Here is a 24,697-nt window from a genome sequence, read left to right on the forward strand (position 1 = left end):
TTTTTGCCCTACTGCCACAGATTGCTTTCTGATAATTCATTAGTACTGCGAGCGACCTCCCGATTGGCTTGAATCTGTATCGCCAGTGCCACCCGAGATGCCCATGCCATCGACCCGTGCTGTATCGCTTCGGGGTTTGTCATGGTCTGAAGGATGGGCATAGCCATCGCCCTGTTCGTCTGCCGTATTGTCAGCTTCTCCCGAAAATCGTTCACTGGCTGGGCCTCCATTGCTTCCTGTTGTGTCGTCCATATCGACCGTTGGTTCGGTTTCTATTTGTTTGTTCTGTATCATGGCTATCTGTGGTTTTTGTTGTTAATCAATTACGGCCGACTGCCCCATTAAACGTATTCACCTAAAATCATGATTTAGTTTGTTGAATAGATGGCGATTTTCGGTCCGTGGTGAGCCGTAACGTTGAATCCGTTAGTTTTGAAAAAAAACCGACTCCTGCCGCGATTGTTTGTAGGATGAACAGGTTTTTCCAGATAAAGAAAGTTGATTAAGTATGGATGCCACCCATTTACAACCCGAGTTACAGTACCAGTTTGCCCGGAGTGGGGGAGCGGGTGGACAAAATGTGAATAAAGTGGCTACGAAGGCCGAATTGCGTTTCGACGTCCGCAATTCGCTGCTACTTACCGATGACGAACGGGCCATTTTGGAAGAGAAGTTAGCCAATAAACTAACGACAGAAGGCGAACTGGTACTGACTCACCAGACCGAACGAACACAACTCGCCAATAAGGAAAAGGTAACGAAGAAGTTTTATCGGCTCATCGAAAAAGCCTTTGAAGCCCCCAAACCACGCAAAGCCACAAAGCCCTCAAAAGCATCTGTCGAGGAGCGTATCGCCCGAAAAAAGCAGAAGGGTGACACGAAAGTCAATCGTAAGAAAGTGGATTACTGATAGTTTTTTAGCTTTATTCTAGAAAAAATTAAAATCAACTAAGGGGGTTTTTGCTAAAAGTTGTCTTTACTAGTAGACGAGAGGCTCGAATAGAGATGAATTCGTTTACTCACAGACTATGCAAGTGCGTCCGCTGATTGAATCCGTTGGCCAGCCCTTCCCGGCAAGTTCTCCCACTCATCGCCCGGTCGGAGAAACTGTTGAGGCAATGGAAGAAAAAACCGTTGGCAACGATACAGAGCTATTTATTCGACGGACGTTTGAAGAAAGTCCTCAAAAAGGCTGTGAATTGCTTTTTCGACGGTACCATCAGGCTCTGTGCAACCATGCTGTCCGGTTCGTCTACTCCAAAGAAACGGCCGAAGACCTGGTCAGTGATGTTTTCTGTAAATTCTGGAAAACCAAAGCTTACGAAAACGTAACGTCCTCATACCGCTACTATCTGTTCCGCAGCGTTCGGAATGAAGCCTACAATTATCTCCGATTAGAGTTTCAGGAATTGGACGATATCGAAACAGCCGACCTTCAGGAAGGCGCGTTTAGTCAGCGACCGGATCAGATTGTGCAGTTTGAGGAAGTGCTGCATCGGGTAGAGGAAATGATTGAATCGCTCTCACCACAATGCCGTAAAGTCTTTTTGCTGAGTCGTTTCGAAGGAAAGAAATACCAGGATATCGCAACAGAATTGGGGCTGTCGATCAAAACTGTTGAAGTCCATATTGGCAAAGCCCTGAGTACAGTTAGAAAAGGATTGAAAGACCATTGGCTGCTTATGCTGATGGCAATCGGGCATTGGCTTCCTTTCTGATTGGATGTCGATCAGTCAGGGAAAGTTCTCCAAAAATTGTCTCATCAATAAGCAAGCTACTACACGCCATGGAATCGGACATTAATAAAGAGTTGATATTTAGCCATTTCGCAAGGAAAGTTTCTCCGCTTCAACGCGAACTGATTGCCCAGTGGCTTCGGGAAAAAGCAAATGAGGAGCAGTATTACGAATGGCTGGAAGAATGGGAAAATCGGAATCCCCAATACCTGACCCAAACGGAAAAAGCGACTCAACACTATGCCACGTTTTTAGCCGATAATCCACATACAGAAGAAACCTCGTCAAATGAGATACCGGTAATCCTGCCCATATCAAGACCCTGGAACAGGCCGTTTTGGTTAGTAGCAGCGTCTATCGTGTTGGTTGCCAGTATGGTTGGTTTATTGTTTCGTAATCAGCTCATCTACCAGACCTACACGACAACGTTTGGCGAAACCCGATCCATAAAACTGCCCGACGGGAGCGAAGTCAATCTGAATGCAAACTCCAGCCTACAGGTACCCCGTTGGGGATTTGGGCGCACAACCCGCGAGGTTCTGTTAGCGGGAGAGGCTAATTTTTCTGTCACACACACACCTGATGATCAGAAGTTTGTGGTGAAGACAGCGAAAGGGTTAGACGTAGTTGTTCTGGGTACAGAGTTTACCGTTTTTGCGAGAAAACGAGGAGCCAGGGTCTTACTGAATAAGGGAAAAGTTCAGCTTCATTATCAGGAGAATAAAATCGCTAAACAGGTAACGATGAAGCCCGGCGATTTTGTCACGCTTGATCCAGAGAATCATATCGCTCTGAAAACGATTAAACAGCGTCAATTTCCTTCAGTCGGGCAAGAGAAACGATTTGTATTTGAAGAAACCACGCTGGAAGAAGTAGCCTATATGCTGGAAGAAAATTATGGGCTCCGGGTTAACATTAAAAACCAGGCACTGGCTCAACGTATACTGATGGGTTCGTTCCAGGCTGATAACGTCGATCAACTCCTGCTATCCATCTCTGAGCTGTTAGACATCAATGTTGCTCGTCAGGGGAATCATGTTCAAATCATGGATAAATAGGTGAACTCGCGTAACACGTTCAGACTCATCGGAATGCCGTTTGAGCACCTCCGCTTGACTATGAATAACAGTACTTCTCGATAGACTATTAGGTAATTAGTTGATAATCAAAATTTTAATTTTCTCTTGGAAAAGAGATTTTGCTTACCAACCTTTGCCCATATATTAACAGTACTAGTTCGTTTTTACCCAATTTTTGATGTGCCTACTCAACTGTTTGGCCTTGCCCGCTAATGGAATTCTGCCGGGTTACTATCAATCAACAGCCTGCCAATTACTAGCCTAACTACGTCCAGCAGATGGACAATTACAATCAATCTGTTAACTCTTATGACAAATCATTTACGAAAAGTCTCCAATGTGAGTCTTCTGTCAATGCTGCTTGTTGGATTTCATCCCGGCTGGTCGCAGTCGGTTGTACTGGCCAGCAATGTTCAGCAAAAGCGAACTGAATCTAATCGAGCCGCCAGCCGTCAACTCAAGGAGGTGCTCAATGATCTGAAGAATCAGTATGGTGTAAACATCATGTTCGAGCTGCAAACAGTAGACGGACTATCTGTGTCTCCAGAAGTGCTTAATGCTAAAGAAACGCTCGACAAAAATCTGGAGAGTTTACTGCGCCCATTGGGCTTACGCTATAAAAAAGTAAACGGTAATTCGTACCTGATTCTGGGGAATAGAAAAGCAAAGAAAATTGCCTTCGCCGACGGTTCGATTTCGGAGTCTACGCTGAATCAGGAGCAAAGTACCCAAGCCGAGCCGACGACAAAACTGCCATCAGGATTAGTACAGGAAATCGCAAAAACAGACGCCAAAGTGGCCGTTGATCAGCCTATTACGGGTACGGTCAAAAGTGAATCTGGGGAAAGCCTGCCCGGTATCAATGTCGTCATCAAGAATACGACTAAAGGAACGACTACCGACGCCAACGGGAAATTCACGCTCGAAGTCCCAGCTACGGCAATTCTGGTTTTTTCGGGTATCGGATTTGTAACGAAGGAAGTTCCGGTAAATAATCGTACTCGCATCGACGTTTCGCTGGCGACCGATAATAAGCAGCTCGACGAGGTTGTAGTAGTAGGGTACGGTACCCAGAAGCGCGAAAGCCTGACCAATTCGGTGGCGCAAATTGGTGGCGAAGAAATTGCCCGACGGCCTGTTTCCAATATTCAGCAATCATTGCAGGGGCAGTTGCCCGGCGTTACCGTACTGGATCAGGGGGGATCGCCCGGTCGCTCTAACACGGCTATTCGCGTTCGTGGGATTACCACCTTCAATATCAATGGCATTGGTAATACCGCCGGTACCAATAATGGCTCAGGTGGCTATGACATGAGCAAAAACGATGCGCTAGTGATTGTCGACGGTATCGAACAGCGCTTGTCTGATATTAATCCAGATGATATTGAGACAGTTACAGTACTGAAAGACGCTGCCTCTACGGCTATTTATGGGTCAAGAGCAACTAACGGAGTTGTGCTTGTAACAACTAAACGGGCTAAAGGCAGTAAGGTGCAGGTCGAGTATAATGGCTATTACGCTATTCAGAATTCCATTAACAAACCGCACATGATGGGCATTGAAGACTACATGCGAATGCAGGTAGCTGCCTATACCAATGCTGGTTCTCCCTTGCCTGCTCGTTTCACGGAACAGTCTATTCAGGCGTATGTCACGGCTACCGACCGCGAGAAATACCCGCTGCCCAATACCTGGTTTCAAACCGTACTACACGCAGCTCCGCAACAAAACCACACTATAGCTGTATCGGGTGGTAATGAAACGCTACGGACACGCTTGAGTATGCGGTATCAGGATCAGGCAGGTATTATCACGCATTACAGTAGTAAAATCGGCGAAATTCGTCTGAATACAGATTACACGATTTCATCGAAACTGCGTCTAAGTGGCGATATTAACTACCGCTACAACTACTCACAGGCTCCCACCGTCGATCCTATCAATTTTCTGCTACATGGTTCGCTCTGGGCTGTTCCCAAATATGCCGACGGTACGTATGGATTGAGTACGCAGGGAAACAACCCGTTGATGTATGCCGAAATCGGGGGCGATTCCAAACGGTCGACGGATTATCTGGCTGGCTACGTTAAGGGCGAGTGGGAGATCGTGGATGGCCTGATATTCTCTACGCAGATCGCAGGTCGGGGCTTTTTTACGCAAGAAAAGAACTTCGCCAACTCGTATGTTAATACCGATAAGAATACCAACATCACGAAAACGGTTGCCAACAACACCTTGACCGAAGTGCGGAATACGTTGCGGGAGTACACCTTGATTAACTTGCTTACTTATGAGAGAAGATTCGGAGATCAGCATTTTAAGGGACTTTTGGGGTACTCGCAGATTGGAAATACGCAGACTTTTTTGACCGCCTACCGCGAACGGTTTTATAACAATGATATACAATCGATTGGTCAGGGTGCAAACGATGGCACGAAAAACAACTCAGGGAACGATGCTCTGTACGGATTGCGGTCGTATTTCGGTCGGGTAAACTATGATTACAACGGCAAATATCTGGTTGAAGTAAACGGACGCTACGATGGCTCATCCAAGTTTACAGGAACCAAACAATATAGTTTTTTTCCCTCGTTTTCGGCAGGCTGGCGCATATCGAAAGAAAACTTCTGGCAGGGGCTTCAGCAAACCGTGAGCGACCTAAAAGTACGCGGTTCATGGGGGATAACCGGTAACCAGTCGGTGAACCTTTATAGCTATTATGCCGCACTCGCGTCTAGTGGTTATGATTTCAATGGCGCTGCTGTGCAGGGCTATCGGCAAACGACACTCGCCAATCCTAATCTGGGTTGGGAATCGACTACGCAATTGGATTTAGGTCTGGATGCATCCTTTTTCCGTGGACGTATGAATTTAACCGTTGATTACTACCGGAAACTGACCAACGATATTCTGTTGAATCTCGACATCCCGGCCACGATTGGTCTGGTGGCTCCTCCCCAAAATGCTGGTTCGGTAGAGAACAAAGGCTGGGAGTTTAGTCTGAATTATCGCGGAGCCAAAAGCGCGTCGGGCTTTCAGTATAATCTGGGCGGTAACCTGAGCATCAATAGCAATAAAGTTGTCGATCTGAAAGGAACGGGTCCTTACATTTTAGGATCAGATATTGACCCACGCTACATCATTGCGGTTGGCTTGCCAATCAATACGTTGTGGGGCTACAAAACAGATGGGCTGTTCCAGACACAGGAGCAGATTAACAACTACAAAGCCACTTATGCTGCCAACACGAAGCCGGGCGATGTGAAGTATATCGATGCCAATGGCGATGGCAAGATCGACGCCAATGATATGACCAACATCGGAAATACATTCCCCAAATTCACGTTCGGTCTTAACTCGAATTTCTCGTACAGGAATTTCGAAGTGAATCTGCTGTTTCAGGGAGCCGCTAAAGTCGATACGCGCCTGGCAGGTGCACTGGCCGAAATGGGAAATCAGGAAGGCTTTACTCCCTCGATTTACACCAATAATTATTGGACACCCGACCATCCAGACGCTCGTTTCCCCCGTCCGCTAAAGTTCGATTTGCGGAACGTAGCGACCTCCGATCGGCTGATTATCGATGGGTCGTATGTCCGGCTGAAAAACATTCAGCTGGCCTATTCGCTGCCGGCAGCAATTGCGTCTAAAGTGCGTCTGAACCGAATTCGGGCCTATGTATCGGCTACGAATGTGTTGACGATCTCGAAGTTGAATGAGTGGAATCTGGACCCCGAAGCCGGATCGGGACGGGCGGTTTATTACCCGCAAACGTCGCTGTACACGCTTGGACTGAACCTGCAATTCTAACTTCATCCACCTATTTTCAGAAAGCTCATGAAACGAATAAATTATAGTGTATTCTCTTTCCTGGTCGCGCTCCTTGGGGTAACACTAGCCTCCTGCGACCGGGAATTATTAGATACCGTTCCCAACGACCGCTTATCGGAAAGTCTGTTCTGGAAAACGGAGAATGATGCCCGGCTGGCCGCTAATTCACTGTATACCGATCTCGACAGCACCAACCTTATAAGCTGGGATGCCATGACCGACATTGCCCACACCAACCAACCGTTCGATGTGCAGGCGTATGTTGAACTGGGCCAGTATGATGCCACGAGTGCTAAAGTGTTTGGCGAATGGGCAAAAGCGTACAAGGGCATTCGGGCTTGTAATTATTTGCTGGAAAACGTCGATAAAGTGGCGTCGACCAACACGGCTCTGATCAATCAGTTTAAAGGCGAAGCACGCGCGTTGCGGGCCTATCAGTACATTAAACTGGCTAGTCTGTTTGGTGATGTGCCGCTCGTAACAAAGTCTATTTCGCTGGATGAAAGCCGCGCATTGGCCCGTACTCCTATTGCGCAGATCTGGGATTTTGTCGATAAAGAACTGATAGATGCAGCCGGTTTATTACCTACAACCTATGCTGCTGCCGACAAAGGGCGGTTTACAAAAGGGGCCGCTCTGGGCCTGCGGGCGCGGGCTAATTTATTGGCTGGTCGCTACCAACAGGCTGCCGATGCCGCCGATCAGGTCGTGAAACTAGGCATCTACGGACTGAACGACAGCTACGAAAAGCTATTCACCATAGCCGCCGAAAACAATAAGGAAGTCCTGCTGGATCGGCAATTTATTAAGGACACCTATCCTGTCAACGTATTTAACCTGTTAGCGCCTTATAGTCAGAAAAGTGCTCAGAGTACGTATGTGCCGACCAAAACATTGGTGGATATGTACGAAACGACATCAGGCAAACTGATCTCCGATGCGACCAGCGGCTACGATCCGGCCAATCCATACGCCAATCGTGATCCTCGCCTTAAATTTTCTGTTTTTCTGACAGGCGATGTCTTGCCGAGCGGTATTACGTTTCGACCCGAGCCAACCAGCGGAACAGCTGATGCCGTGGGGAATACATACATTGCCTCTACGACAGGCTTTAACATCAAAAAGTATGTGAATGCAGAGGATTACGCTAACCCGGCGAACAACGGTATCAACATTATTCTCTTACGCTATGCCGAAATTTTGCTGACCTATGCCGAGGCTAAAATCGAATTGAATCAGATCGACGCGAGCGTACTGACGGCGATCAATACAGTTCGAAATGGACGGACCGATGTCAAACAGCCAGCCATCAGCAGCGCAGCCACTCAGGCTGAACTTCGGACTATTGTTCGTCGGGAGCGAACCGTTGAACTAGCATTTGAAGGGCAACATCTTTTTGATATTCGTCGGTGGAAAACGGCTGCAACGGTAATTCCCGGCCCTATTTATGGTATTACTTACAAAGATGCCAGTGGAGCTTTGGCAACGGTTCAGGTCGTGGGTGTTAACAGAACCTTCGATGTCTCCCGGCATTATCTCTGGCCTATTCCGCAGAAAGAACGGAATCTAACGCCAACGCTTTCACAAAACCCGGGCTGGTAAAAGCTTCATTCCCGTGGTTGTATCTCTGCGACCACGGGAATGGATCTTTTTAATGACTACTGTCATGAAATCCTATTTCATCATACTCATTGTATCAGTCCTGACCTTAGGCAGTTACCTATTGGTATCTTTTATGCCTCGCCAGGCTGTTATTGCTAAACCCAACATCATCTACATTTATGCCGATGATATGGGATATGCCGAATTGGGGTGTTATGGTCAGCAGAAAATCCGGACGCCACATCTGGATCAACTGGCTCGTAAGGGAATGCGATTTACCCAGCATTATACCAGTATGCCCGTTTGCGCGCCTGCCCGCTGTATGCTGATGACGGGCAAACATGGTGGACATTCCTACATTCGGGGCAATTATGAAATGGGCGGTTTTGCCGATTCGCTGGAGGGTGGGCAGATGCCGTTGTATCCGGGCGCGTTTACCGTGGGCCGAATGCTCCAGCAATCGGGTTACAAAACGGCTTGTATTGGTAAATGGGGCATGGGCATGGCCAACACGACAGGCAATCCGAATCAGCAGGGTTTCGATTATTTCTACGGTTACCTAGATCAGAAACAGGCTCATAATTTCTACCCAACGCACCTCTGGGAAAATGGCAAACCCGACCGTTTGAACAACCCTGTCATTGACGTACATCGCAAATTAACACCTGAAACAGCTACGGCGGAGGCTTTTGCCTATTATCGGGGCAACGACTATGCCATCGACAAAATGGCTCAGAAAGCCCAGGCGTTTGTGCGCGAGAACAAAACCGGTCCATTTTTTCTATATCTGCCATTCACCGTGCCGCATGTATCCTTACAGGCCCCCGAAGCAGCGGTGAAGGAATATATTGGCAAATTTGACGATAAACCCTACCTCGGTCAGCAGGGATACGCATCAACGCCTTACCCGCGTGCTACGTATGCGGGTATGATTACCTACATGGATAAACAGATTGGGCAGTTGATGCAGTTACTGAAAGACTTGAAAATTGACGAAAATACACTAGTTATGTTCTCGAGCGACAATGGCGCTACGTTCAATGGAGGAGTGGAAGCTGCTTATTTCAATAGTGTGGCTAACCTACGAGGTTTGAAAATGGATGTGTACGAAGGCGGCATCAGGGAGCCTATGCTGGCTCGATGGCCAGGAAAGATAAAGGCTGGTCAGGTTACCGATCATGTATCCGTGCAATATGATTTGCTGGCTACCATTGCCGAACTGATCGGTTATAAACAGCCCATAGCGACTGACGGTCTTTCGTTTTTGCCAACGTTGCTGGGTCAATTCACTAACCAAAAACAACACCCGTTCCTCTATTGGGAATACCCTGAAAAAGGCGGGCAGCTGGCCATTCGGATGGGGAATTGGAAAGCGGTAAAAACCAATGTGCGAAAAAATCGGGCAGGATCATGGGAGCTGTATGATTTGGGTAAAGACGTTAGTGAACGTACTAATCTGGCGACCCAGCACCCTGATTTGCTTCGGCAGTTCGATGCTATCGTTGCTCGTGAACATATGCCTACGCATGTCAATGAGTGGGAAATTGTATCCCCAAAAACGGCTGTCGCGGCTACGAATTAGCCGATTGGCAATTCTCTGTCTCCATGGTCTGTGAGGACACAGATCATGGGAAAGGCTACTATTTAAACTTGAATTTATTAAAACCAGTCACTATGAAGTTGATTCCTAAACGATTATCTCATTTGCTCTTCAGCACCTTTGCGCTGATTGGCCTAGGTTTACTCATCACTGCCTGGGTTGAAAAACCGGCGCCAACGCCCCCGCCAAACGTTGTTCTGTTTTTCATGGACGACATGGGCTACGGCGATTTGTCCGTGACGGGGGCTCTGGATTACACAACGCCCAACCTGGATCGGATGGCTGCCGAGGGGTCTCGATTTTCGAATTTTCTGGTTGCGCAGGCGGTGTGCAGTGCATCGAGGGCGGCCCTACTCACCGGCTGCTATCCGAACCGATTAGGTATTTCGGGCGCACTCGGCCCCAATTCGCCTATTGGCCTGAACCCGAACGAAGAGACGCTGGCCGATTTACTGAAAGAACGGGGCTATGCAACCGGCATTTTCGGAAAATGGCATTTGGGCGATAACAAGCAGTTCCTGCCCTTGCAGCAAGGTTTTGATGAGTATTATGGCGTGCCTTATTCACATGATATGTGGCCGCTCCATCCTGCTCAGGCCCAGGCGAAATATCCACCTCTACGCTGGATCGATGGCAATGAACCGAAGCAGGAAATCAAGGATCTGGACGATGCTGGGCAAATTACATCGACCGTTACTGAACACGCCCTTGCCTTCATCCGAAAACATAAAAACAAGCCTTTCTTTCTCTATGTGCCGCATCCGTTGCCACACGTACCACTAGCTACTTCGGCTAAATTTAAAGGGAAAAGTGCGCGGGGAATTTTCGGAGATGTTATGACTGAACTGGATGGAGCCGTCGGGCAAGTGCTCGCTGAGTTGAAACAGCAGGGATTGGACAAAAACACGCTTGTCCTGTTCATCAGCGACAATGGTCCCTGGCTGAACTATGGCGATCACGCAGGTTCGGCAGGTGGTTTCCGGGAGGGAAAAGGAACGTCGTTTGAAGGTGGTCATCGGGTGCCTTGCCTGGTTCGCTGGCCAGGTGTGGTACCTGCCGGTCGGGTGAGTAATAAGCTCCTGACAACGATGGATATATTGCCAACTGTGGTCAAACTCTGTGGAGCTCGTTTACCCAAAAATCGAATTGATGGTGTGGATTGGATTGCCTTACTGAAAGGCGACAACACAGTAACACCTCGCGATAAATTTTACTATTACTATCGTAAAAACAGCCTCGAAGCCGTGCGTCAAGGCGATTGGAAACTAGTGCTTGCTCACCCCGGCCGTACCTACGAAGGATTCCTGCCAGGTCAGAATGGTAAACCAGGCCCCAGTACAGAAACGCATGAATTCCCGACGGGTTTATTCGACCTCCGTCGTGACCCAGGTGAGCGGTATGACGTTCGGGAGCAGCACCCCGAAATCGTTGCCAAACTGGAACAGATTGCCGAAGAAGCCCGCGCTGATCTGGGCGATGATATTCAGAAACGTACCGGCGCCAACGTTCGCGAACCAGGGCGGGTTAGTCAGTGATCAATACTAGTTAGTAGGACTATTTTCTGTCCTCTCTACGAGAGATCTCAAATCGCCAGCTTGAGACCTCTCGTAGAGAGGACAGAAATGTCATTTTATAGGGGCTTAACTAACTTCACTTATTCAATAAAATTAATAAGCCAGATATTTTGAAGTATTTGAGGGTTTATTACAACTTTGCTAATAAACCGTTTTCTGGATGTCTCTGAACGTATTAACCGACAACGAATTGTTGGCCCTCCTCCGGGAGGATGACGAGCAGGCGTTCAGGGAGTTATATGAGCGATACTGGTACAAAATGTATGTAATTGCGCATCGTAAACTTCGGCGGAAAGAAGTAGCTGAAGAGTTAGCGCAGGAATTGTTTGTGATGATCTGGCAGAAACGGGAATCCCTGCGAGTCATCAATTTACAGGCGTTTTTAGGTGTATCGCTCAAGAATATGATGATCGACTATATCCGCCGAAATATTCAGGAAGAACATTATCTCGATCAACTCCAGCTGTTTTTTCCAGCCGAAACCTTTACTACGATCGAAGCCGTACAACTGAATGAACTCTCCGAAGCCATTCAGAATACGCTGGCAAAACTTCCCGAGAAAACCCGGGAGATATTCATTCTCAATCGGTTCGAACACCTCACAATCCGGGAAATAGCCCAGCGATTGAACCTGTCTGAAAAAACAATCGAATATCACCTCTCGCGATCCACTACCTTTCTGCGCCAGAATCTGCGCGATTTCATAGCCATCTGGGTTTTTCTGACAGGATTAACAGGATAAGACAGGATTACTGGCTGGAGTAAATAATCCTGTCTTATCCTGTTAATCCTGTCAGAAAAAATTATCCCGAGAACAATTCTTTTCGAAGTGAAAAATAATCTAAAAAAAGCCTGATTGGTCTTAGGGAATTTTCTGGGTTGTTCGTCTATACCTTTTGCCGGGTCGTCGATACGGACGAACGGCTCAACCGATGGATAGCACTCAATACCAGGAACTTCTCGCTAAATACCTCAAAGGCGATTGCACCGACGAAGAACGAGCCTTACTCGATCAATGGTATGCGTCACTGGATTCTGAGGTTGAGTTGCCTGCTACAGATGCCGAGAAGAAACAGTTACTGGCTAAAAACTGGCAGGCGCTGGCCGCTCGAACGGTGAAAACTGCTCCCGTCAAACGGTTACGCTTCAACCCGTATTGGGTAGCCGCTGCGGTCGTGGTATTGATCGGTGGGTTGAGTTGGTATTTCCTCAGTCAATCAGTCATTGAACTACCGACGCAAGGGGAGCGGGTGTCAGAAATACAGTCGTCTTTTACGGAACGAGTCAATACGTCTGCCCTGCCTGAGCGAGTGGTACTGAGCGATAAGAGTGTAGTTACGTTGCAACCCGGTAGTAAACTTCGGTACCCAATTACGTTTGCGAGTACTAAGCGGGAAGTGACATTGGTGGGTGAAGCCTTTTTTGAGGTGCAGAAGAATCCACACAAACCGTTTCTGGTATATTCCCACGACCTGATTACCAAAGTACTCGGAACCAGTTTTCGCATCAAAGCTTACCCAACTGACCGGAACGTTACAGTTGCCGTTCGGACGGGGCGCGTGTCGGTCTATTCGCCCAAACTGGCAACCCATGCGAAGTCGAAGTCTGATCCCGAAACCATTGGCGTTGTGTTGACTCCCAATCAACAGGTGACCTATCTGGGTCAGGAGCAACGATTGGTAAAAACGCTGGTCGAGAAACCTGTTGTCCTGATTCCAACAGCCGAATTAGCCTCGTTTACGTTTCAGAATGCGCCGGTTTCTAAAATCATGGCGGCTATTGAGAAAGTCTACGGAGTCGATGTGGTGTATGATGAAGAAATTATGGCTAACTGTTTTATAACCACATCCTTAGATCAGGAAAATCTGTACGATAAACTGACGATTATCTGTAAACTGCTGGGAGCTACCTATAAGGTTATTGATGCCCAGATCGTCATTACCGGATCAGGTTGCTAACCCACAAATAAACCCGCAAGCTATATGATATGAAGAAAAACTGACCCGACTATAAAAAAGAAGGTCGGCGATGGGTCCAAGCATCGCCGACCAGATAAAGCCCCAAGTTCGGTTCGTATTCCGTTGCATCCTCGTCAGATGTGTAGGGGCTCGTTTGTCTTTGTCTAAACCCTATAAACAAAAACAATCAAAGGTATGAAATTACCTCGATTCAGTCACGCCTACGCACGTACCCTTATGCGTATTACCCTTTTCCAACTGCTGTGTACGGTTTTGTTCCTGAACATAACCTATGCCCGAACGGTCAAAGCTCAGGCTTTGCTGGAGCAGTCTATTAGTTTATCCATTGAGGATAAGGAGATTGGTACCGTCCTATCGACAATTGAGAAACTGACGAAAGTCAAGTTTTCGTACATTCCTCAGCAGATTCAGGCTACTCGGCGAGTGTCCATAAAGCTCTCGAACCAACGCCTGTCTACCGTACTGGATCAGCTTTTCAGAAATACACCCGTGGCCTATGAAGTAGTGGGAAAAAAGCAGATTCTACTTAGTATTCGGCCATCTTCTCAACTGACTATTCCAGGTTCGTTACTACAAAACACACAGGTTGAATTCCAGCAGGCGGCCGAGGTAATCATCACCGGGATTGTCACCAGCGAAACGGGCGAAGGAATGCCGGGTGTAAGTGTTGTCGTCAAAAGCACCACGCGCGGTACTACAACCGATGTCGAGGGCAAATACAAGCTTGTTATTCCAGATGAGCCGGGTAACAAGGTGGCTACAACGCTGGTCTTTTCATTTGTTGGCTACAGTAATCAGGAAGTGCTCATTGGCAACCGTAGCATGGTCGACGTGCAGCTTGTACCTGATCAGAAATCGCTGAATGAAGTGGTGGTCGTTGGCTACGGTACGCAGCAAAAAGAGGATATCACCGGCGCCATTGCCATTGCTTCTGCCAAAGAACTCAAAGATCCACCCGTAGCGCAGGTTGCGCAAATGCTACAGGGCAAGCTGGTTGGTGTGCGCATTGATCAGGTGAGCGGACGACCTGGCGAGGGGATGAATATTAAAGTTCGGGGTTCTGTGTCGATTACGGCTGGTGCCAATCCATTGTATGTAGTTGATGGCATGCCGATTACAGGCGATATCAATACAATCAATCCGGCCGAAATTGAAAATATCAGCGTGTTGAAAGATGCAGCTTCTTCGTCGCTCTACGGATCGCGAGCCGGTAATGGAGTTGTGTTGATTCAGACGAAACAGGCTAAAGCGGGCAAAACGCAAATTGATTTTAGCGCCTACTACGGCTTTGAAAAGATCCCCGACGCCCGGAAGCTAAAAATGATGAACGCTGAGGAATACGCCCAGTTTCAGAAAGAAATTGCCGAATCGAATGGCAGAGCAGTAAATCCGGCTTTCCAAAATCCGTCGCAATACGCCGGAAAAGGCACAAACTGGTTTGATGTCGTAACCCGAACGGGTGCGGTTCAGAGTTATAACCTTACCCTCCGTTCTGGTTCTAAAAATTTCCTTACCTCCGTTACGGGTGGCTATTTTAAAGAGGATGGCGTTGTGATAGGGACTGGTTTTCAACGGCTTTCGCTTCGTATAAACACAGTATTTACGCCCAGCGATAAAATCAAAGTCGGCTTCAATCTGGCGCCTAATTATGCCTATAACACCAATTTTGCGACCGATGGCGGACCATATGGTACTGAAAATATCATTTCTGGAGCGTTGGCAACGAGCCCGTTGGCCAGCCCTTACAATGCCGATGGGAGCCTGGCGCTAACGGCTTCGGACCCGGCCTCATTTGGCAATCCAAACTGGCTACGGGTGGCCCAGGAAAAAGTATATAAGAACAAAACGCAGAGCCTGCTTTCCAATGTTTATGCCGAGTACGAAATTATCAAAGGCTTAAAGGCCAAGACAACGGGCAACATTCAACTGAGTAACAACAACATATTTCAGTTTAATCCCTCTACTATTGGCGTTTTGTTTACCCCTCCACCCCGAATTCCGAGTGGTTCAGATAATACAACCCGGATGTACAACTGGATGAATGAAAACTCGCTGAGCTATCAGAATGAATTTAACGGTCACAACATCGATGCGTTGGTCGATTTTACGGCGCAGCAATTCAGAAGTGACAACAACGTGATTACAGCGACTAATTATCCAGATGATAAAGTGCAGGCAGTGAGTGCTGCCGGGAAAACGGTCGTTACCAGCGATGTGCAGAAATGGGCCTTGCTGTCGTTCCTGGCCCGTGTGAATTACAATTATAAAAGTAAATACCTCTTCACGGCTTCCGTTCGTCGCGATGGTTCGTCGCGCTTTGGGCCGAATAATCGTTGGGGGAATTTCCCATCGGCTTCGGTTGGCTGGATTATTTCGAAAGAAGATTTCTGGCGCGTAACACCCATTTCATTTTTAAAGCTGCGGGCTAGTTATGGTATCACGGGTAATTTCGAAATCGGTAATTACTCCTTCCGATCGACGGTTGGCCCGGCCTATTATGATTTTGGAAATACACTTTTCCAGGGTAGAGCCGCCAACAATCTGGGTGACAACAATCTGGGTTGGGAGCGAAAAAAGCAGTTTAACATCGGTGCCGATGTGTATCTATTGAATGACCGGATTCAACTAACGTATAACTATTACCGTACAATATCCAGTGACCTGCTCTATAACGTCTCGGTTCCCGTGTCGTCGGGCTTTAGCAGTATTCAAACCAATATTGGCGAGTTGAAATTCTGGGGGCATGAAATTGGCCTCAGCACCACCAATATTCACAACAACCGGTTTACCTGGACGACTACCCTCAATCTTTCGTTCGATCGAAACCGGGTAGAAAAACTATCGACCGAAAAAACCAATGCGATCTATCAGGGGATGGTCAATTATGGTTTCTATAGCCATGTATCGCAGGTTGGTTCGCCCGTTGGGTTGTTTTACGGAGCCGTCTGGGATGGCGTTTATAAGAATCAGCAGGATTTTGATAATTCCCCGAAGTATGCTGATTCGCAGGTTGGAACCATCAAGTTCAGGGACCTGAATGGCGACGGGAAGATCACGTTCCCGGAAGATTATACTACAACCGGAACGCCCTGGCCTAAATATATATTTGGTCTGACCAATCAGCTCAATTACCGGAATTTTGATTTTGGCCTGACGATTACGGGGAGTTATGGAAACCAGATTCTGGCGCATTACGAAAACTGGCTGACCAATCTCGATGGTCCATTTAACGTGCTGGAAGAAGTAAAAGACCGATGGAAATCACCTACAGATCCCGGCGCGGGCAAATACGGCAGTGTGCAGCAGGGAACTACCTATCTGGAGCGTGATCGATGGAGTACCCGGTATCTTAAAGACGGTAGCTTCCTGTCGTTCAAGAACATTACTTTGGGCTATACGCTTCCGCTCAAAGTAAAAACCATCCGAAGCCTGCGGGTATACAGCAGTATCCAGAATGCCTGGATCATTACAAAGTATCCGGGAAATCCTGAAGTGAACACGCGGAATGTATCTAGTGGCAGTTCGCCGGGAGTCGACGAAGGATCATATCCTGTTCCTCGCACGGTCAGTTTCGGAGTAAACATCGGTTTCTAAAAAAGGACTTGTCATGAAAATCAAACTCATAGCCTTAGTTATCTTATTTTTTTCGCTGAGTGCCTGTCATAATTTTTTGGATGTTATTCCGGAAACGTCATTGACATCCGACAGTTTTTACCAGTCGCAGGCAGACTTTGAACAGGCCGTCGGAGGTATTTATGCTCCTCTTCAGGGACTTTACAATCAGGATTGGATTCTGAACGAGATGCGTTCCGACAACACCTTCTTTATTTATAACATTGCCCAACGCGGAGGGAAGCCGCAGGAAGATCCTGCAACGTTTACGGTCGAAAACAATAATACCTATACGCTGGGTAAGTGGACTAACGACTACCTGATCATCTCTCGGGCAAATCAGGTATTGAAAACGATCGATGCTGCCAGTTTCGACCAAGCGGTGAAGACGAACCTAAAAGGACAGGCGCTTTTTTTGCGGGCGTTTGCCTATTTCGATCTGGTGAAAAATTTCGGTGGCGTGCCTTTGTTTGTGGATGCGGCCACGTCTTACAAAGAGACATTTAAGTCGCGGGCCGAGGCAAGTGAGGTTTACAAACAGATTATTGCCGATGCCACTGCCGCTGCCAAAGCACTACCCGCACAGGCATCGGCGGCTGGTCGGGCAACATCGGGAGCGGCCTACACGCTCCTGGCCGATGCCTACATGAATCAGAAATCCTGGGCAGATGCTGAAACGGCGTTAAAAACCGTAACTACGCTGGGTTATACCCTTCTACCGGCCTACGCCGATATTTTCAAACCAACGAATAAAGGCAACAAAGAGATTATTTTCGATGTGCAATATGCCGAAGGAACGTCGCAGGCAATCTTTAATGCATTGCCATATCTGTTTATACCCGTGTTGGCAGACCCATCGGTCATTACGGGTGTGAAGCCTGCCACGCAGCAAACGTACGGCGGTTACAATGTGCCAACGCCTGATTTGTTAAAGGTGTATGAAGATACCCTTAAGGATCAGCGATTTTCGGCGTCCATCGGTTTCTATACAGGCCCGTCGCCTTTGATCGGAATCACCTACAACCGTACGCCTTACATCAAAAAATACCTGCATCCACACGCTGTTTATGGGCAAACGGCTGATAATGGCCCGATCTACCGCTATGCCGAAGTACTATTGATGCTGGCCGAAGTAGCGAATGAACAAGGTCGTCAGGCCGATGCGGCTGGCTATCTGAATCAGGTTCGGGCGCGGGCGGGACTTACTCCGTTGACTGCAGGTAGTCAGGCTGATGTGCGAACGAGCATTCTGAAAGAACGTCAGATTGAGCTGGTTTTTGAAAATAAACGCTGGCACGATCTGGTACGAAGCGGATTAGCGGTTCAGGTAATGACCGCCAAAGCGGCCAAAATCAAGGCCAATCCGCAGGCGTATTACTATCCGGCGGGTAGCGCCCCCATCTCCACGGCTTTTAACATTACAGATCGGGACCTACTTTATCCGATTCCGGTGAGCGAAATCATTACCAATCCTGACCTGAAGCAGAATCCAGGATATTGATACGTCCTAAGTTGTTTAATTTTTTGACAGGATTGACAGGATGAACAGGATTATTTATTCCAGTCAGAAATCCTGTTTTATCCTGTCAATCCTGTCAAAAAAAGCTATCTGATGAAAACTTTTCTGTTTGTTTCTGCGATTACAATCCTGTTTCTGACGGGCTTTTTGCCTGCTCCTGCCAAAAAATCCGTTTCGCTTTTTGACGGCAAAACCTTTCGAGGATGGGAAGGGGATACCGTAAATACCTGGCGAATCGAAAATGGTACAATTGCCGCCGGGCGACCAGATCAGATGGCCCCGCATAACGATTTTCTGTGTACCACCCGCAGCTACGCCAACTTTGTGATGCGGCTGAAAGTCAAGCTGACGGGTACCAAAGGGTTTGTCAACGCGGGCATACAATTCCGCAGCAAACGGCTCACGAATCCGCCTTACGAAATGATTGGCTACCAGGCCGATTGGGGTCCCAAATACTGGGGAAGCCTGTACGACGAATCGCGCCGGAAGGTAACGCTGGTCCAACCTGATTCCGTCCAAATGACCAAATGGGTAAAAGTTGCCGACTGGAATACGTACGAAATTCGGGCCGAAAATCGGCGTATTCGTCTGTATGTGAATGGTAACCAAACGGTCGAGTATACCGAATCAGACGAAAGCATTCCTCAGTCGGGGTTGATTGGCCTTCAAATTCACGGAGCTGGGGTGACGCAGGTTGCCTATAAAGATATTACGCTCGAAGAACTGCCTTAATTTTTCTTTTCGACAGGATTTGCAGGATGGACAGGATTAAAAAACTGGAAATAGAAATCCATCCCCGTTGCTGTGTCCCCACAGCAACCCGTGCGACAGCCATAGTCTAACCTACCGGAGAGGTTGCTGTGGGGATACAGCAACGGGGATGAGTAATAAAATCCTGTTTTATCCTGTGAATTCTGTCAAAAAAATAGTCTATATCTCTCATCATGAAACGTACTTTCTGGATTGCTAGCATTAGCATTCTTATTTCGGTATTGTGCCTTGCTGCTGCCCGATATTCGGATAGTATCAATACCATTTTGCAGGAGGACCCGTTCGAAACGCCCCGTACGGTTAGTCAAACTCCATCTACGGTTCCGCTTTCGCCGAATGAAAGCATGAAAACGTTTCGATTGCCCAAGGGTTATCATCTTGAACTGGTGGCTAGTGAACCGATGATTTCAGAACCGGTTGCTCTGGCATGGGATGGAAACGCCCGTTTGTATGTGGCGCAAATGGAAACCTACATGCAAACCGTACTGGCCACGGGCCAAAGCCAGCCCCACAGCCGGGTTATGCTCCTGGAGGACACTAACGGCGATGGCAAAATGGACAAAAGTTCGGTGTTTATCGATCACTTATTGATGCCCCGCGCTATTCTAACCGTCGGCCATGAACTACTCGTCAATGAAACGGATTCCTACGATATTTATGCCTATCGGGACACTAACGGCGATGGCAAAGCCGATAAAAAAAGACCCGTGTTCCAAAGTAAACGGAAGGCGTTTGGCAACGTAGAACACCAACGTAGCGGTCTGGACTGGAACCTGGATAACTGGATTTACGAAACTATCGATCCGATCCGCTATCGGTACAAAAATGGGGTATTGAAAGCGGATACGCTGCCTAATGCCGCTGGTCAATGGGGCTTGACGCACGATGATTACGGACGGGTATTTTTCAGTCGGGCAGCTGCCGGCATTGCGGCTTCGGGCTTCCAGATCAATCCAGCTTATGGTCAGCTTGATTTCCCGGATGCGTTTGAAGAAGGCTTTAACCACGTCTGGTCGGCAATCAAAACGCCCGATGTGAATGGTGGTCCTAAAACCCTACGTCCAGATAGTACTATGGCCGATTTTACGTCCATCTGTGGGCAGTCTGTTTTCCGGGGAGATCGGCTCCCGAACAGTATTTTCGGTGATTATATCGTAGCTGAACCCGTTGCCCGTGTTATCCGACGGGCCAATATTCAGAACAAAGACGGGAAAGTTCTGCTGTCCAATGTCTACCATCAGGACGAATTCATCTCATCGACCGACATGAACTTTCGGCCCATCAACACCTACACGGGGCCAGATGGCTGTCTGTATATCGTGGATATGTACCGGGGCATCATTCAGGAATCGACCTGGGCGCAGCCGGGCAGTTATCTCTACGATCAGATCAGGTCCAAAGGGCTGGACAAGAATATACAGCGGGGGCGAATTTATCGGCTGGTCTACGATGGCATGAAGCCTGGAATTGCGCCCAAACTATTGAGCGACCCGACGCCTAAACTGATCACCTACCTGGCGCATCCGAATGGCTGGTGGCGAGACAATGCCCAAAAAGAAATCATTGTCCGAAACGATAAATCCGTGATCGCATCGCTCAAACAAATTGCCCTGGGCGAAAAAGGCCCATTACTCGAACAGCCATCCGTCATTACCCGAATGCATGCACTCTGGACACTGGAGGGGCTTGACGCCATTGACAAACCAATCGTACTGACTACGCTAAGCGACCCTAATCCGGAAGTACGCAAAACAGCCGTATGGCTCAGTGAACCTTGGATTAAAAAGAACGATGCCCAATTGCTCGACAAGTTGGAGTCGCTAAAAAACGGCGATAGCTACGATGTTCTTTCGCAACTGGTGTTGTCACTTTCGTACAGCAAAGCCGATAAAGCAAAAGCAATTGCGCAATCAGTTCTGACCGGACATGCTGATAATGTCGTGCTTACGGGCATCGAGCGTACGCTGAAAAAAGCGGAAGAGATCCGAAAAATCGGCAGTAGTCGGTTAGCAGCTTTGAACCCCGCAGATCGGCAATTGGTACGGGAGGGCGCTCAGATTTTTACGGCGCTATGTGCCACCTGCCACGGATCGCAGGGGCAAGGGACACCCACGAAAATCGCTCCTCATCTGGCCGGGAAATTCAAATTGCTGGAAAATCGTGACGAAGTTATCAAGATCCTGCTTCAGGGTTTGACCGGGCCCGTTGAGGGGGTTACGTATCACGAACTAATGCCGCCCATGGGCACCAATAGCGATGAATGGATTGCGTCGGTGCTTACCTATGTTCGGTTGGAGCTTGGAATGCAGAGCTTCCCGGAAATGTCGTCGGGGTATATGAATAACTTCGTTATCGTTAAACCGGAGCAGGTCAAAAAAGTCCGGGAACAAACGGCTAGTCGAACAAAACCCTGGACCTGGGATGAGTTGATCAAAGAACGCGATCTATTGCGACAGAGCAAGAAGTGATGACAATATTCGTAAGGAATTTAGGCATTCTGCTGGCCTTTCTGGCTAGTGTAATTTCTCATTTTTCGGGCTATGCTCAGGATAATCGGCACATTTCAACCGGAATGATTATCCCCGACGAAACCTATAGCGACCAGCCGTATATCGTAAAAACCAACGATGGAGCATGGTTATGCGTGCTAACCACCGGAACGGGTCATGAAGGAGCATCGGGCCAACATATTATTACGCAACGAAGCCTCGATCAGGGCAAAACCTGGACTGATAAGCGCGATGTCGAACCCGGCGATGGTCCCGAAGCCTCGTATGCGGTGCTGCTCAAAGCACCATCGGGTCGGATTTTCGTGTTTTACAATCACAATACCGATAACATCCGGGCCGTAAAGGGCGACAATCCGCCTTATCAGGATGGACTGGTCAAACGGGTGGATAGTCAAGGGTATTTTGTTTTCAAATACTCCGACGATAACGGCAAAAGTTGGTCAGACAAGCGAGTGACGATACCCATTCGCAACTTCGAGATTGACCGAAAGAATCCTTATCAGGGCAAAATTCAGTATTTCTGGAATGTTGGTCGGGCGTTTGTCGATAAAGGAGCGGCTTTCGTACCTGTGCATAAGGTGGGCGGTTTTGGCGTCGGTTTTTTTACGTCGAGCGAAGGAGCCTTGCTGCGGAGCCCCAATTTGTTGACTCTATCAGATCCTGCACAGGCAACCTGGAGCACCTTGCCCGATGGTGATATTGGGCTACGGACTCCGCCAACTATAGGCGGTCCGATTGCCGAAGAGCAGAGTTTCTCGGTCCTGAGTGATGGTACGTTCTATTGCGTTTACCGAACCATCGACGGGCACCCGGTTTATACCTATAGCCGGGATGGTGGTCATAGCTGGGATACCCCGCAGTATTTACGCTACGCTAATGGTCGACTGGTTAAACATCCGAGAGCGGCCAATTTTGCCTGGAAATGTGAGAACGGGAAGTTCCTGTATTGGTTTCACAACCACGGCGGGCGCTTCATCCGCGATCACCCGAACCGCCGGAATATGGCGTACGAAGACCGAAATCCAGCCTGGGTGTTAGGTGGCATCGAAGCCGATTCGCCCAAAGGGAAAATCATTCGCTGGACACAGCCCGAAATTTTGCTGTATGACGATGATCCGCTGATTCGGATGAGTTATCCTGATCTGGTTGAAGACAAGGGCGCGTATTACATGACCGAAACACAGAAGGATATTGCCCGAGTCCACAAAATCGACGAGAGTCTGCTGACCAAGCTTTGGGGTCAATTCGATAACCGAAGCAAAGCAATCGATGGGCTGATTCTCAACTGGTCGTACCAGAAAGGCAATTTTCCTCAGACCGTTGCGGCTCCAACGCTGCCCGAGTTTTACAAACGAGACACCAAAAAACTGGAGCAACCGGGCATGAGTGTTCCCAACGGCTTTACTATTGATCTGGCATTTACGCTGAAAAAATTAACCGCCAATCAGATTTTAGCCGACACTCGCGACAGCACTGGCAAAGGCTGGTATGTGCAGACTACAGATAAGAAAACGATTGAACTGGTGCTGAACGACGGACGCACGCAATCGTCCTGGGCCTGTGACGAACGTTTGCTAACGGTTAATAAGCCTCATTATGTTAGTATCATTGTCGACGGAGGTCCCAAAATCATCGCTTTTGTGGTTGATGGAATTTTGAACGATGGGGGCGATACCCGACAATTTGGCTGGGGTCGGTTTAGTCCGTACCTGAAATCGGTGGTGGGTGCCCGGCAATTGACATTGGGTGCTTCCCTTGATGGGCAAATCAGGCAGGTTTTGGTCTATAATCGGGCGTTAACTATTTCAGAAGCTATTGGCAACTACAACGCACAAAAAAAGTAATCAGCTCATTGAGCTAGGCGCTCACTAAAAGTTACCTTTTAGGTAGGTTGGTATTTAGTAAAGCCTCATCCTTTGGCATGTCGGTTTTCTTCTTCTCCACTTAATCTTCTTTTGGATTTATTCACTCGTTTGTGAGATCAGATAGAATGTACGTATACTATCTGGCAGCTAGTACGGCTCTGGACGATTGCCTGAAATCAGTAGGGTTGACACCTCTGTATTTCTTAAATATCCGGTTCAAATGACTCTTGTCGGTAAAACCGAATTCATCCGCTATTTCTGTAATGCGCATGTTGCTGTGCAGTAAACGGTTTTCGACCAACTTCAACTTATACTGTTGAATGTACTGCTGTAGCGTTTCATTCGTATGTTTCTTAAAATAGCGCCCTACATACGTTTCTGATATACCTAGCTGCTCGCTGATAGCCTCGACCCTTAATTTTTCGGGATAGTAAATATTGGATTGGATGTACTGAAGAATATCCACCGCTTTTTCTTCACTGGTTTCATCAATAGCCACAGGAAACGCCTGCGAAATGTTTCGGGCAATAAGAACCAGCAAGGTATTTACCAACTGCCCGATCAGCTCTTTATGGTACAGATCATTATTCAAATGTTCGTGGATAATGATGTCCATTAAATGAGTGACTGCCCGCCGATCGGCTTCGTTTTTTATGATACAACCAGGTTCATGACGCGAATTTTGCAGAATTAACTCTAGCCGTTCAATCAGCTCATTATCCCGTTTCGAGGCTTTTACAAACACATTGTTAAAACGGATGAAGAAGAAACGAGACGTTGTTTCGATCTTAAAAATGTGTGTATCGTTCGGGGCAACCAGGAATAGATTACCCGGCCCATAACCAAATTCGATCTCGTTAATGCATTGCCGCCCGGTACCCGCGACTATGTAAATTAGTTCAAAGAAAGTATGGGCATGTTTGCCACGAGGACATTCATCCATAAACTCTCTCAGCACGAGTTCGAATGGTTCGTGCAAATGATCTTTAATCATGGTATAAATGTACCCCTAAAGTATG

Annotated in this window: 16 protein-coding genes; 14 read left to right on the top strand and 2 right to left on the bottom strand. The window is 47.9% G+C overall.

Annotated elements, in window-relative coordinates:
• Positions 1–39: 39 nt before the first annotated feature.
• Positions 40–294: a hypothetical protein gene (locus GO755_RS23410; RefSeq protein ID WP_157587725.1), complete on the bottom strand. Its 255-nt coding sequence runs from the start codon at positions 292–294 to the stop codon at positions 40–42.
• A 214-nt stretch (positions 295–508) separates the two neighbouring features.
• Between GO755_RS23410 and arfB the strand changes: the two genes are divergently transcribed.
• The 14 genes from arfB (at position 509) to GO755_RS23480 (ending at position 23,657) form a co-directional block, all read left to right on the top strand.
• Positions 509–910, top strand: coding sequence for an alternative ribosome rescue aminoacyl-tRNA hydrolase ArfB (gene arfB / locus GO755_RS23415; protein ID WP_157587726.1), 402 nt, complete (start codon positions 509–511; stop codon positions 908–910).
• A 118-nt stretch (positions 911–1,028) separates the two neighbouring features.
• Positions 1,029–1,718, top strand: a complete 690-nt coding sequence (locus GO755_RS23420) for an RNA polymerase sigma-70 factor (protein WP_157587727.1) — start codon at positions 1,029–1,031, stop codon at positions 1,716–1,718.
• Between the two features lie 68 nt (positions 1,719–1,786).
• Entirely contained in the window at positions 1,787–2,794 is a 1,008-nt protein-coding gene (locus GO755_RS23425) for a FecR family protein (RefSeq protein ID WP_157587728.1), read from the top strand.
• A 330-nt stretch (positions 2,795–3,124) separates the two neighbouring features.
• Positions 3,125–6,625 carry a SusC/RagA family TonB-linked outer membrane protein gene (locus GO755_RS23430; RefSeq protein ID WP_157587729.1) on the top strand — a complete coding sequence of 1,167 codons (3,501 nt, stop codon included), beginning with the start codon at positions 3,125–3,127 and terminating at the stop codon, positions 6,623–6,625.
• Positions 6,626–6,652: 27 nt separating this feature from the next.
• Positions 6,653–8,248 carry a RagB/SusD family nutrient uptake outer membrane protein gene (locus GO755_RS23435; protein WP_157587730.1) on the top strand — a complete coding sequence of 532 codons (1,596 nt, stop codon included), beginning with the start codon at positions 6,653–6,655 and terminating at the stop codon, positions 8,246–8,248.
• A gap of 64 nt (positions 8,249–8,312) precedes the next feature.
• Positions 8,313–9,830: an arylsulfatase gene (locus GO755_RS23440; RefSeq protein ID WP_157587731.1), complete on the top strand. Its 1,518-nt coding sequence runs from the start codon at positions 8,313–8,315 to the stop codon at positions 9,828–9,830.
• Between the two features lie 92 nt (positions 9,831–9,922).
• Complete coding sequence (locus GO755_RS23445) at positions 9,923–11,383, top strand: sulfatase family protein (RefSeq protein WP_157587732.1); 1,461 nt, start codon at positions 9,923–9,925, stop codon at positions 11,381–11,383.
• 199 nt (positions 11,384–11,582) lie between these two features.
• Entirely contained in the window at positions 11,583–12,164 is a 582-nt protein-coding gene (locus GO755_RS23450) for an RNA polymerase sigma factor (protein WP_157587733.1), read from the top strand.
• Positions 12,165–12,354: 190 nt separating this feature from the next.
• A complete protein-coding gene (locus GO755_RS23455) occupies positions 12,355–13,380 on the top strand; it encodes a FecR family protein (RefSeq protein ID WP_157587734.1) in 1,026 nt (341 codons plus the stop codon).
• 195 nt (positions 13,381–13,575) lie between these two features.
• A complete protein-coding gene (locus GO755_RS23460) occupies positions 13,576–16,995 on the top strand; it encodes a TonB-dependent receptor (protein WP_198174904.1) in 3,420 nt (1,139 codons plus the stop codon).
• 13 nt (positions 16,996–17,008) lie between these two features.
• The gene (locus GO755_RS23465; protein WP_157587735.1) at positions 17,009–18,514 is read left to right on the top strand and encodes a RagB/SusD family nutrient uptake outer membrane protein; all 1,506 of its coding nucleotides are present in this window, start codon (positions 17,009–17,011) and stop codon (positions 18,512–18,514) included.
• Positions 18,515–18,625: 111 nt separating this feature from the next.
• Positions 18,626–19,264, top strand: coding sequence for a 3-keto-disaccharide hydrolase (locus GO755_RS23470; RefSeq protein ID WP_157587736.1), 639 nt, complete (start codon positions 18,626–18,628; stop codon positions 19,262–19,264).
• Between the two features lie 212 nt (positions 19,265–19,476).
• Positions 19,477–21,771: a DUF7133 domain-containing protein gene (locus GO755_RS23475; protein ID WP_157587737.1), complete on the top strand. Its 2,295-nt coding sequence runs from the start codon at positions 19,477–19,479 to the stop codon at positions 21,769–21,771.
• Positions 21,771–23,657, top strand: coding sequence for an exo-alpha-sialidase (locus GO755_RS23480; protein WP_157587738.1), 1,887 nt, complete (start codon positions 21,771–21,773; stop codon positions 23,655–23,657). Before GO755_RS23475 ends, GO755_RS23480 begins: the two co-directional genes overlap by 1 nt.
• Positions 23,658–23,814: 157 nt before the next feature.
• Here the strand turns inward: GO755_RS23480 and GO755_RS23485 are convergent, their stop codons facing one another.
• The gene (locus GO755_RS23485) at positions 23,815–24,672 is read right to left on the bottom strand and encodes a helix-turn-helix domain-containing protein (RefSeq protein WP_157587739.1); all 858 of its coding nucleotides are present in this window, start codon (positions 24,670–24,672) and stop codon (positions 23,815–23,817) included.
• Positions 24,673–24,697: the final 25 nt, after the last annotated feature.

The sequence above is a fragment of the Spirosoma arboris genome, from assembly GCF_009754945.1.
In the GTDB taxonomy this organism is placed as follows: Bacteria; Bacteroidota; Bacteroidia; order Cytophagales; family Spirosomataceae; genus Spirosoma; species Spirosoma arboris.